The following is a 12,368-nucleotide window of genomic DNA, read 5'->3' as shown; positions in this document are numbered from 1 at the left end:
ATGTGGCAAGCTTGAAGCGGCGCGCGCTTTCATGCGAAAGCGCCGATACGGGCATTGGCACGGGCATCAAGCGGGCGAGAGCGGGCGCAACCACGTCATGGCGAATATCGTCCAATTCGAAAATGTCGGGCTTCGCTACGGCACGGGACCGGACGCTGGGCCGGAGACGCTGTCGGACGTCAGCTTCACTCTGCGCAGCGGCGCCTTCTATTTCCTCACCGGTGCCAGTGGTGCCGGCAAGACCTCGTTGCTCAAGCTGCTCTACCTTGCGCAACGCCCGACCCGCGGCGTCATCCGGCTGTTCGGCGAGGATGCGGTGGTGTTGTCGCGCGACCGCCTGCCCGGTTTCCGGCGACGGATCGGCGTGGTGTTCCAGGATTTCCGGCTGGTCCCGCATCTGTCGACCTGGGACAATATCGCGCTGCCGTTGCGCGTGGCGGGGATGCCCGAGGCGGATATCGAGCAGCCGGTGCGCGAGATGCTCGCCTGGGTCGGACTCGGCGATCGTGCGGATGCGCGCCCGGCGACGCTGTCGGGGGGCGAGCAGCAGCGGGTCGCGATCGCGCGCGCGGTGATCGCGCGGCCCGAGATCCTGGTCGCGGACGAGCCGACTGGCAACGTCGATCCCGACATGGCCGAGCGGCTGCTGCATCTGTTCGAATCGCTCAACAAGCTGGGCACGACCGTGGTCGTCGCGACGCACGACTTTCATTTGCTCGGGCGAATCCCAGGCGCGCAGATGATGCGGCTCGATCGCGGGCGGCTCCTCGATCCGACGGGCTCGCTGCGCTATCCGCCGACGCGGCCCGACTCATGAGCGGCGCCACCAAGGCACGGTCCTCGGCCGAGCGGCGCGTGCTCGACGAAGCGGGCGGGCTGCGCGCGATGACATGGGTGATGGCGATCATGCTGTTCCTGACGATGCTCGCCGCGGCGCTGGGGCTGGCGACTGCGGGGGCGGCGCGGCTGCTCGATCGGCAACTGGCGGGGCGGTTGACGGTGCAGATCGTCGAGGGTGATCCGGTGCGACGGGACGGTGCCGCGGCGCGGGTGCTCGCGTCGTTGCGGGCGATGCCCGGGGTGGCACGCGCCGTGCCCGTCGACCGCGCGGACCTCACGCGGTTGCTGCAACCCTGGCTCGGCGCAGACGGCGCCGATCCGCAATTACCGGTGCCGGCGATGATCGACGTCGACCTCGGCGATTCGGGTGATGCGGCGGCCGTGCGCGTCGCCGCCGCGTTGCGCCGGTTCGGCCCGGCGATCCGAGTCGATCGCCACGAAAGCTGGATGTCGCCGGTCAACGACGTGATGCGCACGCTCACCTTCCTCGCGCTCGCGCTGGTGCTGCTGATGGCGAGCGCGACCGCCGCGGTCGTCGTGCTCGCCGCGCGCGCTGGGCTCGAGACGCACCGCGCGACGATCGGGGTGATGCACATGCTCGGGTCGACCGATCTGCAGGTCGCGCGACTGTTCCAGCGGCGGATCGCGCTCGACGCGACGATCGGCGGCGTCGGCGGCGGGCTCGCCGCGTTGCTGGTGGTCGCGTTCATCGGCGTCCGGTTGCACGGTCTCGGCTCCGAACTGCTCGGCGGGGTGACGCTCGGCGGGACCGACTGGATCGCGCTCGCGCTGCTGCCGGTCGCGTTCGTCGTGCTGGCGACGCTCGCCGCGCGCGTGACGATCGTCCGCGCGCTGAGGCATATCCTGTGATCGTCCGGCTGCTTGGCATCATGGGGCTTGCCTGGGCGTTCGGTTTTGCCGTGTTCATGCTGATGCTGCCCGAGCCGCTGAACGGCTTCACCTCCGACGCGATCGTCGTGCCGACCGGCGGGCCGGGGCGGATCGACCGTGGCCTCGCGCTGTTGCGCGATCACCAGGCTAAGCGGATGCTGGTTACCGGCGTCGCGCCCGGCGTGAGGCCGATCGACCTCGCGCTCGAATATCGCACGTCGCCGGCGGTGTTCGATTGCTGTGTCGACCTGGGTCGCGAGGCGGTCGATACGCGGTCGAATGCCGAGGAGACCGCGCGATGGGTGCGCGTGCACAAATATCGGTCGGTGCGGCTGGTGACGTCGGACTGGCACCTCGCGCGGGCGCGGATGGAGCTGGCGGCGGCGCTCGACACGTCGGTGGTGATCCTTGGCGACGGGGTGCCCGGCACGCCTCGGCTGGGGACGCTGGTCAACGAATATAACAAGTTGATCCTTCGCCGGATCGCGTTGTGGATAGGATTTGGCGGATGATTTGGCTGCGCAACTGGGCGTTCATGCTCGTTTTCTACACGGGGTCGGTGCCGATCGTGGTGAGCGTGCCGATCTCCGCGCTGTTCGGATCGCGCGCGGTGATCGTCCATTCGACGATCTGGACGCGGTTTCACCGCTGGTGCGCGCGGGTGATTCTCGGCGTGCATGTCCGGATCGAGGGGATGCGCCCGAAAGAGCCGGCCTTTTATGCCTGCAAGCACCAGGCGATGTTCGAGACGCTCGAGCTGCAGCGGATGCTCGACGGCCCGGCGATCGTGCTGAAGCGCGAGCTGGCCGATATCCCGGCCTGGGGCTGGGCCGCGCGGCGCTATGGCGCGATCGTCGTCGACCGCGAGGCGTCGGCGAAGGCGATGCGCAGCATGATGCGGGAGGCGACTGCGGCCAAGGCGACGGGCCGGTCGATCCTGATCTTTCCCGAAGGCACGCGGGTATCGCCGGGGGAGCATCCGCCGCTGAAGCCTGGGTTCGCCGGGCTCTACCGCGCGCTGAAGATGCCGACGGTGCCGATCGCCTGCGACAGCGGGCTGGTATGGCCGAAAAAGGGCCCGAAGCGGCCGGGGGTGATTACCTTCCGCTTCGGCGAGGTGGTACCGCCGGGCCTGCCGCGCGAGGAGGCGGAGCAGCGTGTCCATGCGGCGATGAACGCGCTGGACTAAACCGAGCCGTGCACCACCCCGGCGAAGGCCGGGGCCCAAATGGGGGACGTGGCGAACGTGCGTTGCGCGCCGTTACTCCGCGCCTATCCAATTGGGCCCCGGCCTCCGCCGGGGCGGTACATCTCAGTCGTGCGTGCGGCCGAAATCCTGGACGTCGTCGTCCTGGCCCTGTTCGACGATGCTCCGGCGGATTGCGCGGGTCCGCGTGAACAGGTCGAACAGCGCATCGCCGTCGCCCCAGCGGATCGCGCGTTGTAACTGGCTCAGATCCTCCGAAAAGCGCTGGAGCATCTCGAGCACCGCCTCGCGGTTGTTGAGGAAGATGTCGCGCCACATCGTCGGGTCCGACGCGGCGATCCGCGTGAAATCGCGAAAGCCGCCCGCGGAATATTTGATGACCTCCGACTGCGTCACCTCCTCGAGATCGCCCGCGGTGCCGACGATCGTGTAGGCGATCAGATGCGGCAAATGGCTGGTCACCGCGAGGACGCGGTCGTGATGCTCGGGCGCCATCGTTTCGACCTGCGCGCCGAGCCGTCGCCAAAATTCGGAGACGCGCTCGACCGCGACCGCATCCGCGCCTTCGGGGGGCGTGACGATGCACCAGCGGTGGCGAAACAGCGTCGCGAAGCCCGCTTCGGGGCCGCTCCGTTCGGTGCCGGCGACCGGATGCGCCGGGATCACGATCGCGTTCGGCAGCGCGTCGGTCAGCGCGCGGACGATCTCGGCCTTGCAGCTGCCGACGTCGCTGACGATCGCATCCGCGGGAAGCTCTGCGGCGAACTCGCGCGCGACGTCGCCCATGATGCCGACCGGCACGCACAGGATCACGAGGTCGGCGTCGATCACTGCTGCGCCCGCCGAATCCGCGACGTCGTCGCAGAATTGCAGCCGATCCGCCGTTTCACGCACGCGCGCATCGGCGTCGTAGCCGGTGACGCGGACCGTCGGCATCGCCTCGCGCACCGCGCGCGCCACCGACGAGCCGATCAGCCCCAGCCCGATGATCGTGACGCGCGCGAACGGCAGCATCAGGCCCGCTCGACCAGATCGCGCAGCGCCGCGGTGACGCCGCGCGTCTCCTCTTCGGTGCCGATCGTGATGCGCAGCGCGTTGGGCAGCCCCTGGCTGGGCAGCCAGCGGACGATGTAGCCCGCCTCCATCAGCCCGTGATAGGCGGCGTCGGCGGTCAGGTTGCCCTCGAACAGCACCAGCACGAAGTTCGCCTTCGACGGTACGCAGCGGAGCCCCGCATTGCCCATCTGGCCGATCTGCTCGACGAACCAGCCGCGCCACGTGTCGTTGTGCGCGCGCGTCGCGTCGACGAAGCCGGTGTCGGCGAGTGCGGCGACCGCGGCGGCTTGGCCGGCGGTGGTCACGTTGAACGGCGCGCGGATGCGGTGCATCGCGTCGATGATCGGCGCGCAGGCATAGCCCCAGCCGATCCGCTCGGCGGCCAGCCCGTAGATCTTCGAGAAGGTCCGCGTGACGAGCACGTTCGCCTCGGTCATCGCGAGCGCGAGACCCGCATCGTCCTCCTCGGGCGACAGATATTCGGCATAGGCCTGGTCGAGTACCAGCAGCACCGACTTGGGCAGGCCGGCATGCAGCCGTGCGATTTCCGCGCGCGGCGTGAAGGTGCCGGTCGGGTTGTTGGGGTTGGCGACGAACACGACGCGCGTACGCTCGGTGACCGCGGCGAGGATCGCATCGACGTCGGTCGCATAGTCGCGGTCGTCGACGATGACGGGCTCGGCGCCGACGCGGCGCGTGGCGATCTCGTACACCGCGAAACCATAGCGGACATGGATGATCTCGTCGCCCGGGCCCGCATAGGCGCCCGCGACCAGATGCAGGATCTCGTCGGAGCCGGTGCCGTAGATGACGCGCGCCGGATCGAGGTCGTACTGCGCCGCCAACGCTTCGCGCAATTCGACCGCGCCCGCATCGGGATAGCGTTCGAGCGTCCGGTCGGCGGCATCGAACGCGGCCTTCGCGGCAGGGCTGGTGCCGAGCGGATTCTCGTTCGACGACAGCTTGATCACCTTGCGGCCATCGTCGGTCGTCGAGCGACCGGGCGTGTACGGCGCGATCCCCAGGATCCAGGGCTTGGGCGAGGGGGCGGGCGTGATGTTTGTCATGGCCGCGGGGCATAGCGGGCGCGGTGCCGCGGTGGCAAATGCTTGTGTGTCCCGGTGGCGAAAGGTCGGCGTCGCGCTTCCCTTCTTCTCTCCCGTCATCCTGACGGAAGTCAGGACCCAGAGCCACGAATGTCGGCGCCTGTAACCCTGGGTCCTGACTTTCGTCAGGATGACGGGGGGGGACGACCTCCCCCGCAAGGGGGAGGTGGCTGGCGCTTGCCAGACGGAGGGGGAGGCAAGGGAAACCGTCGTTGCGTGTCCTTCCCCTTCGTCGCCTTCGGCGCCACCTCCCCCTGGCGGGGGAGGATCGCGGCGGTGGACGGCGCGCTGGTGTGACGGCGGCTGCTTATGGTAGCGCGCGGCATGCTCGATCCTGCGACCATCGACCCCGTGACCGACCGCCGCTTCGGCCTCGCGCGCCGAGTCACCTTGCCGGGGCCGCTCAGGCTCGATGGCGGCGTGCTGCTGTCGCCGGTCGATATCGCGTACGAGACCTATGGCACGCTGAACGCCGACGCCTCGAACGCGATCCTGATCTGCCACGCGCTGACCGGCGACCAGCACGTCGCGTCGAACCACCCGCGCACCGGTAAGCCCGGCTGGTGGACGCGGATGGTCGGCGAGGGCAAGCCGATCGACCCCGCGCGCCACTTCGTCGTCTGCGCCAACGTGCTCGGCAGCTGCATGGGCTCGTCGGGCCCCGCGACGATCAACCCGGCGACCGGGCGGCCCTGGGCGATGGCGTTTCCGGTCATCACGATCCGCGACATGGTCCGCGCGCAAGCGATGTTGCTCGATCATCTCGGCGTCGGCGTGCTCCACGCGGTCGTCGGCGGATCGATGGGCGGCATGCAGGCGCTGAGCTGGCCCGCGACTTTCCCCGAGCGCGTGAAGGCGTGCGTTGTGATCGCCTCGACCGCGCGCCACACCGCGCAGAACATCGCCTTCCACGAGGTCGGGCGCCAGGCGGTGATGGCCGATCCCAACTGGCGCGGCGGGGACTATCACGACGATTCGGCGCCGACCGCAGGGCTCGCGGTCGCGCGGATGGCGGCGCACATCACCTATCTGTCCGAAGCCGGCCTGACCGAGAAATTCGGCCGCCGCCTCCAGGCGCGCGATGCGAAATCGTTCGGATTCGATGCCGATTTCCAGGTCGAAAGCTATCTGCGCCACCAGGGCCTCGCCTTCACCGACCGGTTCGACGCGAACTCGTACCTCTACATCACGCGCGCGATGGATTATTTCGATCTCGCCGAGGAGCATGGCGGGCTGCTCGCCAACGCCTTCCGCGCGACCAGGTCGCGGTTCTGCCTCGTCAGCTTCGACACCGACTGGCTCTATCCGACGGCGGAGTCGCGCGCGATCGTCCAGGCCTTGAACGCCGCCGGCGCACCAGTCAGCTTCGTCGAGCTGTCGAGCCCGTACGGCCACGACGCGTTCCTACTCGAGGCGCCCGATCTCAACCGGGTCGTCGACGGGTTTCTGAGGGCAGGGCGATGACGATCATCCTTTCGGACGACGCGAGCCGGTTGCAGATCGACCGCATCCACGGGTGGCTGGCGAGCAGCTACTGGTCGCCGGGGATCGAGCGCGCGCTCGTCAAACGCGCGATCGCCGGATCGCACTCCCTCGGCGCATACCGCGACGACGAACAGGTCGCCTTCGCGCGGATGATCACCGATCATGCGACCTTTGCATGGCTGGCGGACGTCTGGGTCGAGGAATCGGTACGCGGGCAGGGGCTGGGGCGGCGGATGGTCGGCTGGTTCCTCGATCATCCGTTATTTGCCGGGCTGCGGCGGATCGGGCTCGTCACCGCGGACGCGCACGGCGTCTATGCGGAGCTCGGCTTCCACCCGCTGGTCCGCGCCGATCGCTATATGGAGCGCCTCGCCCCCGGGCTTGCCGATCAGTTACGGACCGCACCATGACGTTACGCACCGATCTCGCCGTCATCGCCGAGCATGTCGCGCAGGGCAGCCGCGTGCTCGATATCGGCTGTGGCGACGGCGCGCTGATGGCGGCGCTGCGCGACACGCGCGGCGTCGACGCGCGCGGGCTGGAGCTCGACGCGCGTAACGTCGCCTCCGCGGTCGCGCGCGGGCTGTCGGTGATCCAGGGCGATGCGGACATCGATCTGGCGGGCTATCCCGATGCGAGCTTCGACTATGCGATCCTCAGCCAGACGCTGCAGACCGCACGCGCGCCCGATCTGGTGCTCGATCATCTACTGCGGATCGGACGGCGCGCGTTCGTCAGCTTCCCCAATTTCGCGCAGTGGCGAGTCCGGCTGTCGCTGCTGTGGGGGGGCCGGATGCCGGTGACGCGGCAATTGCCCGAAAGCTGGTACGACACCCCCAATATCCACCACGTCACGATCGACGATTTCCGCAGCTTCGTGAAGGCGCGCGGGATCACCGTCGAGGACGCGTGGTTCCTGTCCGGCGAGAAGCGCACCGGCGCAGGCGCGGCCAATCTGCTCGCCGAACACGCCGTTTTCCTGCTGCGGCGATAACGAAGCAGCGGTCGCGGATGTAACGCAATCTCGATCAACCCTGACCGAAACTTAGATTTACGCGGAACTCATCGGTTGGCGACTGGTTACTTGGCCGATGACCAACACCGCCCTCATTGTCGAAGACGAGATTTTCGTTGCCCTCGACCTAGAGAGGATCCTGATCGACGCCGGTTATGACGTCGCAGGGATTGCGGCCGATCGCGAGAGCGCGATCGCGGCGGCGCCCGGATGCAGCTTCGCGTTCGTCGACATCAATTTGCGTGACGGACCGACCGGGCCGGAAATCGCGAAGCGGATGGCGGATGATTATGGCGTGAAGGTCGTCTTCGTCACTGCCAATCCGTCCCAGATCGGCAACGTGGAATGCCTCGGCTATATCCGCAAGCCGTTCAGCGATGCGGCGATCCTTGCGGCGGCCGCGCTGGCCTGTGAAGACCATCCCGTCGTCCATGACGACGTCATCCGCCTCGTCTAGCGGCTGAAGGCAGCTCGCGGGACGGCGAGCACCATGTTCAGCCCAGACTCGTCCCATTTACGCTCGATTGTGCCGCCCAGTTGCCGCACCGCGCTCATTTCGATCAGCTGCGTACCGAAACCTGCCGGCGTCGTCGGTTTCTCCACGCGTGGTCCACCTTCTTCGCACCATGTCAGCGTGACCGTATCCTCGCCTGCCGTGGCGGTGATCCGCACGGTGCCGAGCTCGGTCGAGAGCCCGCCATATTTGGTCGCGTTGGTCGCCAGCTCGTGAAACAGCAGCGCGAGCGGCGTGGCTGAGCGATCGTCGATCGTCACGTCGTCGCCCGCCACTGTCACGCGCATGGCATCAACCCGCTGATAGGGTTCGAACAGTTCGTGCAACAGCCCGTGCAGGCTGTTCTGCGCCGCGGCAGGACGCGAGTTCGCGCTATGTGGCCGGACGAAGTCGTGCGCGCGCCCGAGCGCGGTGATGCGGTGACGCAGGTCGGTCGCGATCCCCGCGAACTCGGGCTTGCCGCGCGCGGCGAACGCGATCAGCCCGGCGATCACCGCGAAGATGTTCTTGATGCGGTGGCTCAGCTCCTGGCTGATGACCTCGCGCTCTTCATAAGCGAGCTTCTGTTCGTGGATATCGGTGCACGTCCCGAACCAGCGCAGGATCGCGCCGCTCTCGTCGCGGACCGGCAGCGCGCGGCCCAGCACCCAGCGATAGGTCCCGTCGAAATGCCGCAACCGGTATTCGATCGCATAGGGCGCGCCGGTGTCGAGCGACTGGCGCCAGATCGACCATGCGCGATCCTGGTCTTCGGGGTGGAACATGCCGTTCCATCCCTCGCCGTCGGTGGTGCCCGCGGGCGCACCGGTAAACTCGTACCAGCGCGCGTTATAATAATCGTGGAAGCCGTCGGGCAGCGTCGACCACACCATCTGCGGCATGGTGTCGGCCAGCGTGCGGAACTTCAGGTCGCTCGCTTCCAGCGTGCGCCGCGCCTCGGTCTCGGCAAGGGCTTGCTCGCGTGCGGTGCGGCGATCGTCGAGCCGCCCCATCGCCGCCTTGGCGAGTAAGGTCAGCCCATCGCGCTGGAACCGCGTCAGCCCGTCGCGGGCGTCGGGCGCCAGCACGCACAGGGCCCCGAGCGGAACGCCTTCGCTCGAGACGAGCGGCGCACCGGCATAGAAGCGGACATACGGCGCGCCGGTCACCAGCGCGTTGTCGGTGAAGCGCGGATCGGTGCGCGCGTCGGGCACCTCCATCACGTCATGATGGTGCATCGCGTGCGCACAGAACGACATGCTGCGCGGCGTCTGTTCGAGATCGGTGCCGGTGCGCGAGAGGAACCGCTGATATTCCTCCTCGACGAGACTCAGCAACGCGACCGGTGCGCCGCACAATTCGGCCGCGAACGACACGATGTCGTCCAGCTGGCCTTTGGCACGCGCACCGGCGACGTCGTAGGCCGAGATCACGCGGGAGCGCTCGGCCTCGTCGTACAAAGCGGTCGTCGAAACGGAATACGGCGTCGTCACGGACCTTAGAACGGCACGTCGTCGTCGAGATCGTCCGAGAAGCCGCCGGTCTGGCCGAAGCTGCCGCCGCGTGCGCCGCCACCCGAGGGTGCGCTGCCGCCACGGCCACCACCGCCGCCGTAACCACCGCCGCCGCCCGACGAACCACCGCCGAAGTCGTTGCCGCCGCCGCCACCGGCCCAGTCGTCGCCGCCGCCGCGGCTACCACCGCCGCCACCGGCGCCGCCCTGCCCGCCGTTCGGGCCGTCGAGCATCGTCAGCACGCTGTTGAAGCCCTGCAGCACGATCTCGGTCGAATATTTGTCCTGGCCCTGCGCGTCCTGCCATTTGCGGGTCTGGAGCGCGCCCTCGATATAGACCTTCGAGCCCTTGCGCAGATACTTCTCCGCGACGTTGGCGAGGCCCTCGTTGAAGATCGCGACCGAATGCCATTCGGTCTTTTCCTTGCGCTCGCCCGACATCTTGTCCTTCCAGGACTCGGACGTCGCGATGCGCAGGTTGACGACCTTGCCGCCGTTCTGGAACGCCTTGCTCTCGGGATCGCGCCCGAGATTGCCGACGATGATTACCTTGTTGACGCTGCCTGCCATGATGCCCCTCAGAGGCCGGCGAACACCGCCAGCCAGTATGTAATGCCAGCCATGATGTAGGCGGCAGCGAACAAATAGCCAACCATGAACGCCGGCCATTTCCACCCGTTTGTCTCGCGACGCGTGACGGCGATCGTCGAAATGCACTGCGGCGCGAACACGAACCACATCAGGAAGGCGAGCGCGGTGGGCAGGCTCCAGCGGCCGCGAAGGTTCTCGATCATCGCCTTTCCGCCCTGGTTGCTCTCGGGATCGTCGATCGCATAGACCGTGCCGATCGCCGCGACCGCGACTTCGCGCGCGGCCATTGCCGGAATCAATGCCAGCACGATGTCGCGGTTGAAGCCGATCGGTGCGAACACGGGGGCGATGCCGTTGGCGATCCGCCCGGCGATCGAATAATCGACCGCGGAGATCTTCGGTGCGCCCGCAGGCTGTTCGGGGGGCTTGGGGAAGCTCAGCAACACCCACAGGATGATCGTCGAGGTCAGGATGATGCCGCCCGCGCGCTTCAGGAAGATCTGCGCGCGGCTCCACAGGCCGATGCCGACGTCGCGCCACTGCGGCCACTGGTATTTGGGCATCTCCATCATGAACCCCGACGACACGCCCTTGGTCACCGTCCGGCGCAGCACCAGGGCGGCGACGAACGCGCCGACGATCCCCATCACGTACAGCCCGAGCATCACCAGTCCCTGCAACCCGACGAACGGCAGCATCCGTGTGTTAGGAATGAACGCGCCGATGATCAGCGTGTAGACGGGCAGGCGCGCGGAGCACGTCATCAGCGGCGCGATCAGGATCGTCGTCAGCCGGTCCTTCTCGTCGTCGATCGTCCGAGTCGCCATGATGCCGGGAATCGCGCAGGCAAAGCTCGACAGCAGCGGGATGAACGCACGTCCCGACAGCCCGACGCTCGCCATCACGCGGTCCATCAGGAACGCCGCGCGGACCATGTAGCCGCTCGCCTCGAGCACGAGGATGAAGAGGAACAGGATCAGGATCTGCGGCAGGAACACGATCACCGCGCCGACCCCCGCGATCACGCCGTCGACCAGCAGCGAGCGGAGCAGCGACGGGGCGAGTTCGGCCGTCAGGAACGCCTGCAACGCGGTGAACCCTGCGTCGATCGCGTCCATGAACGGCTGTGCCCAGCTGAACACCGCCTGGAACATCAAGAACATGATCGCGAGCAGCAGGATCGGCCCGGCGACGGGGTGCAGCGCGACCGCGTCTAGCATGTGCGTCCAGCGGCGGACGGTCGTTTCTGATACGGTCGCGGCGGTTGCGATCTGGCGCGCGCGGCGCTGGAGCGTGACGATGTCGTCCTGCACGCTGCCGTCGGACTTGCGCAGCCGCATCGGGCCGTTGATGACGATGCCGGAGAGCGCGGCCTTGAGTTCGTCGAGGCCCCGTTTGCGCACCGCGACGGTCGGGATCACGCGCACGCCAAGTTCGCGTTCGAGCACCTTGGGATCGAGCTTCAGGCCGTCGCGCTCCGCGAGATCGACCATGTTGAGCGCGACCACCACCGGCAGGCCGAGCGCGATCAGTTGGAGCGTGAAGCGCAGGTGATTGTCGAGATTGGCGGCGTCGACGACGACGACCAGTGCGTCGGGCAGGCGCTCGCCATCCTGCGTGCCCGTGACGACGTCGCGCGTGACGCGCTCGTCGGGGGAGGAGGGCTCGAGGCTGTACGCGCCGGGCAGGTCGACCAGTTCGACCGGCCGCCCGTCGTCGAGCATCAGCCGCCCGACCTTGCGTTCGACCGTGACGCCCGGATAATTGCCGACCTTCTGCCGCGCACCCGTCAGCGCGTTGAACAGCGCACTCTTGCCGGCGTTGGGATTGCCGACCAGCGCGACCAGCGGTGCTGCGTTCATTCTAAAGGATTATTCGGCCGCGGCAGGCATCGGAGAGACCTGGATCGCGCCCGCGACGGCGCGACGCAGCGCGACGGTCATGCGGCCGATCCGGCAGGCGATCGGGCCCTGGCCCAGCGTCGCGCGGTGCAGCACCTCGACATCGACACCCTCGTCGAAACCGAGTTCGCGCAGGCGGCGCGCCTCGGGCCCTGCGAGTCGCGCCCATTCGATGGCGGCGACAATCGCATGCTGCTTGCGCGGCAGGGTTTCGAGGCTGACGGATCGATCGGGGCGCATGTCCATGATGCGAGTGATTATCAGTAACGC

14 protein-coding genes are annotated in these 12,368 nt (G+C 67.9%); 8 read left to right on the top strand and 6 right to left on the bottom strand.

Annotated features, from left to right (window positions below; genetic code table 11):
• The first annotated feature begins 97 nt into the window (after positions 1–97).
• The 4 genes from ftsE to ASE79_RS16460 are packed head-to-tail and all read left to right on the top strand — an operon-like array spanning position 98 to position 2,920.
• Positions 98–817, top strand: coding sequence for a cell division ATP-binding protein FtsE (ftsE, locus tag ASE79_RS16475; RefSeq protein WP_056419161.1), 720 nt, complete (start codon positions 98–100; stop codon positions 815–817).
• Complete coding sequence (locus tag ASE79_RS16470; protein ID WP_056419158.1) at positions 814–1,710, top strand: cell division protein FtsX; 897 nt, start codon at positions 814–816, stop codon at positions 1,708–1,710. The genes ftsE and ASE79_RS16470 overlap by 4 nt, the downstream gene beginning before the upstream one ends.
• Positions 1,707–2,243: a YdcF family protein gene (locus tag ASE79_RS16465; RefSeq protein WP_056419155.1), complete on the top strand. Its 537-nt coding sequence runs from the start codon at positions 1,707–1,709 to the stop codon at positions 2,241–2,243. Before ASE79_RS16470 ends, ASE79_RS16465 begins: the two co-directional genes overlap by 4 nt.
• Entirely contained in the window at positions 2,240–2,920 is a 681-nt protein-coding gene (locus tag ASE79_RS16460; RefSeq protein WP_056419152.1) for a lysophospholipid acyltransferase family protein, read from the top strand. The genes ASE79_RS16465 and ASE79_RS16460 overlap by 4 nt, the downstream gene beginning before the upstream one ends.
• A 123-nt stretch (positions 2,921–3,043) precedes the next feature.
• Here the strand turns inward: ASE79_RS16460 and ASE79_RS16455 are convergent, their stop codons facing one another.
• Both ASE79_RS16455 and hisC read right to left on the bottom strand, forming a co-directional pair.
• Positions 3,044–3,952 carry a prephenate/arogenate dehydrogenase family protein gene (locus ASE79_RS16455; protein ID WP_056419150.1) on the bottom strand — a complete coding sequence of 303 codons (909 nt, stop codon included), beginning with the start codon at positions 3,950–3,952 and terminating at the stop codon, positions 3,044–3,046.
• Entirely contained in the window at positions 3,952–5,061 is a 1,110-nt protein-coding gene (gene hisC / locus ASE79_RS16450) for a histidinol-phosphate transaminase (protein ID WP_056419147.1), read from the bottom strand. Before hisC ends, ASE79_RS16455 begins: the two co-directional genes overlap by 1 nt.
• Positions 5,062–5,424: 363 nt before the next feature.
• Here hisC and metX point away from each other — a divergent pair, with 363 nt between their 5' ends.
• From metX to ASE79_RS16430, 4 genes are all read left to right on the top strand, one after another.
• Positions 5,425–6,564, top strand: a complete 1,140-nt coding sequence (gene metX / locus ASE79_RS16445; RefSeq protein ID WP_056419706.1) for a homoserine O-acetyltransferase MetX — start codon at positions 5,425–5,427, stop codon at positions 6,562–6,564.
• Positions 6,561–6,995, top strand: a complete 435-nt coding sequence (locus ASE79_RS16440) for a GNAT family N-acetyltransferase (RefSeq protein ID WP_056419144.1) — start codon at positions 6,561–6,563, stop codon at positions 6,993–6,995. Before metX ends, ASE79_RS16440 begins: the two co-directional genes overlap by 4 nt.
• Positions 6,992–7,579, top strand: a complete 588-nt coding sequence (metW, locus tag ASE79_RS16435; RefSeq protein WP_056419141.1) for a methionine biosynthesis protein MetW — start codon at positions 6,992–6,994, stop codon at positions 7,577–7,579. Before ASE79_RS16440 ends, metW begins: the two co-directional genes overlap by 4 nt.
• A gap of 97 nt (positions 7,580–7,676) precedes the next feature.
• On the top strand, positions 7,677–8,057 hold the full coding sequence (locus ASE79_RS16430; RefSeq protein ID WP_056419138.1) for a response regulator: 381 nt from the start codon (positions 7,677–7,679) through the stop codon (positions 8,055–8,057).
• On the opposite strand, the gene ASE79_RS16425 is transcribed toward ASE79_RS16430, so the two are convergent.
• From ASE79_RS16425 to ASE79_RS16410, 4 genes are read right to left on the bottom strand one after another with little or no spacing between them, the layout of a single operon-like run.
• Positions 8,054–9,586, bottom strand: coding sequence for a sensor histidine kinase (locus tag ASE79_RS16425; RefSeq protein ID WP_235516999.1), 1,533 nt, complete (start codon positions 9,584–9,586; stop codon positions 8,054–8,056). The genes ASE79_RS16430 and ASE79_RS16425 overlap by 4 nt on opposite strands.
• Before the next feature lie 5 nt (positions 9,587–9,591).
• On the bottom strand, positions 9,592–10,176 hold the full coding sequence (ssb, locus tag ASE79_RS16420; protein ID WP_056419136.1) for a single-stranded DNA-binding protein: 585 nt from the start codon (positions 10,174–10,176) through the stop codon (positions 9,592–9,594).
• An 8-nt stretch (positions 10,177–10,184) separates the two neighbouring features.
• Positions 10,185–12,059, bottom strand: coding sequence for a ferrous iron transporter B (gene feoB / locus ASE79_RS16415; RefSeq protein ID WP_056419133.1), 1,875 nt, complete (start codon positions 12,057–12,059; stop codon positions 10,185–10,187).
• Between the two features lie 9 nt (positions 12,060–12,068).
• Entirely contained in the window at positions 12,069–12,338 is a 270-nt protein-coding gene (locus tag ASE79_RS16410; RefSeq protein ID WP_416354520.1) for a FeoA family protein, read from the bottom strand.
• Between the last annotated feature and the right edge of the window lie 30 nt (positions 12,339–12,368).

This window comes from Sphingomonas sp. Leaf28 (assembly GCF_001421685.1).
Classification (GTDB): domain Bacteria; phylum Pseudomonadota; class Alphaproteobacteria; order Sphingomonadales; family Sphingomonadaceae; genus Sphingomonas; species Sphingomonas aurantiaca.
This window is presented reverse-complemented; position numbering and strand designations above follow the sequence as displayed.

Excerpts from the sequence above, each read along its gene's own strand:
- ASE79_RS16410 (WP_416354520.1), bottom strand. The coding sequence starts at position 12,338 with ATGCGCCCCGATCGATCCGTCAGCCTCGAAACCCTGCCGCGCAAGCAG.
- ASE79_RS16470 (WP_056419158.1), top strand. The coding sequence starts at position 814 with ATGAGCGGCGCCACCAAGGCACGGTCCTCGGCCGAGCGGCGCGTGCTC.
- ASE79_RS16430 (WP_056419138.1), top strand. The coding sequence starts at position 7,677 with ATGACCAACACCGCCCTCATTGTCGAAGACGAGATTTTCGTTGCCCTC.
- ASE79_RS16460 (WP_056419152.1), top strand. The coding sequence starts at position 2,240 with ATGATTTGGCTGCGCAACTGGGCGTTCATGCTCGTTTTCTACACGGGG.
- hisC (WP_056419147.1), bottom strand. The coding sequence starts at position 5,061 with ATGACAAACATCACGCCCGCCCCCTCGCCCAAGCCCTGGATCCTGGGG.
- ASE79_RS16440 (WP_056419144.1), top strand. The coding sequence starts at position 6,561 with ATGACGATCATCCTTTCGGACGACGCGAGCCGGTTGCAGATCGACCGC.
- feoB (WP_056419133.1), bottom strand. The coding sequence starts at position 12,059 with ATGAACGCAGCACCGCTGGTCGCGCTGGTCGGCAATCCCAACGCCGGC.
- ssb (WP_056419136.1), bottom strand. The coding sequence starts at position 10,176 with ATGGCAGGCAGCGTCAACAAGGTAATCATCGTCGGCAATCTCGGGCGC.
- metX (WP_056419706.1), top strand. The coding sequence starts at position 5,425 with ATGCTCGATCCTGCGACCATCGACCCCGTGACCGACCGCCGCTTCGGC.
- ftsE (WP_056419161.1), top strand. The coding sequence starts at position 98 with ATGGCGAATATCGTCCAATTCGAAAATGTCGGGCTTCGCTACGGCACG.
- metW (WP_056419141.1), top strand. The coding sequence starts at position 6,992 with ATGACGTTACGCACCGATCTCGCCGTCATCGCCGAGCATGTCGCGCAG.
- ASE79_RS16455 (WP_056419150.1), bottom strand. The coding sequence starts at position 3,952 with ATGCTGCCGTTCGCGCGCGTCACGATCATCGGGCTGGGGCTGATCGGC.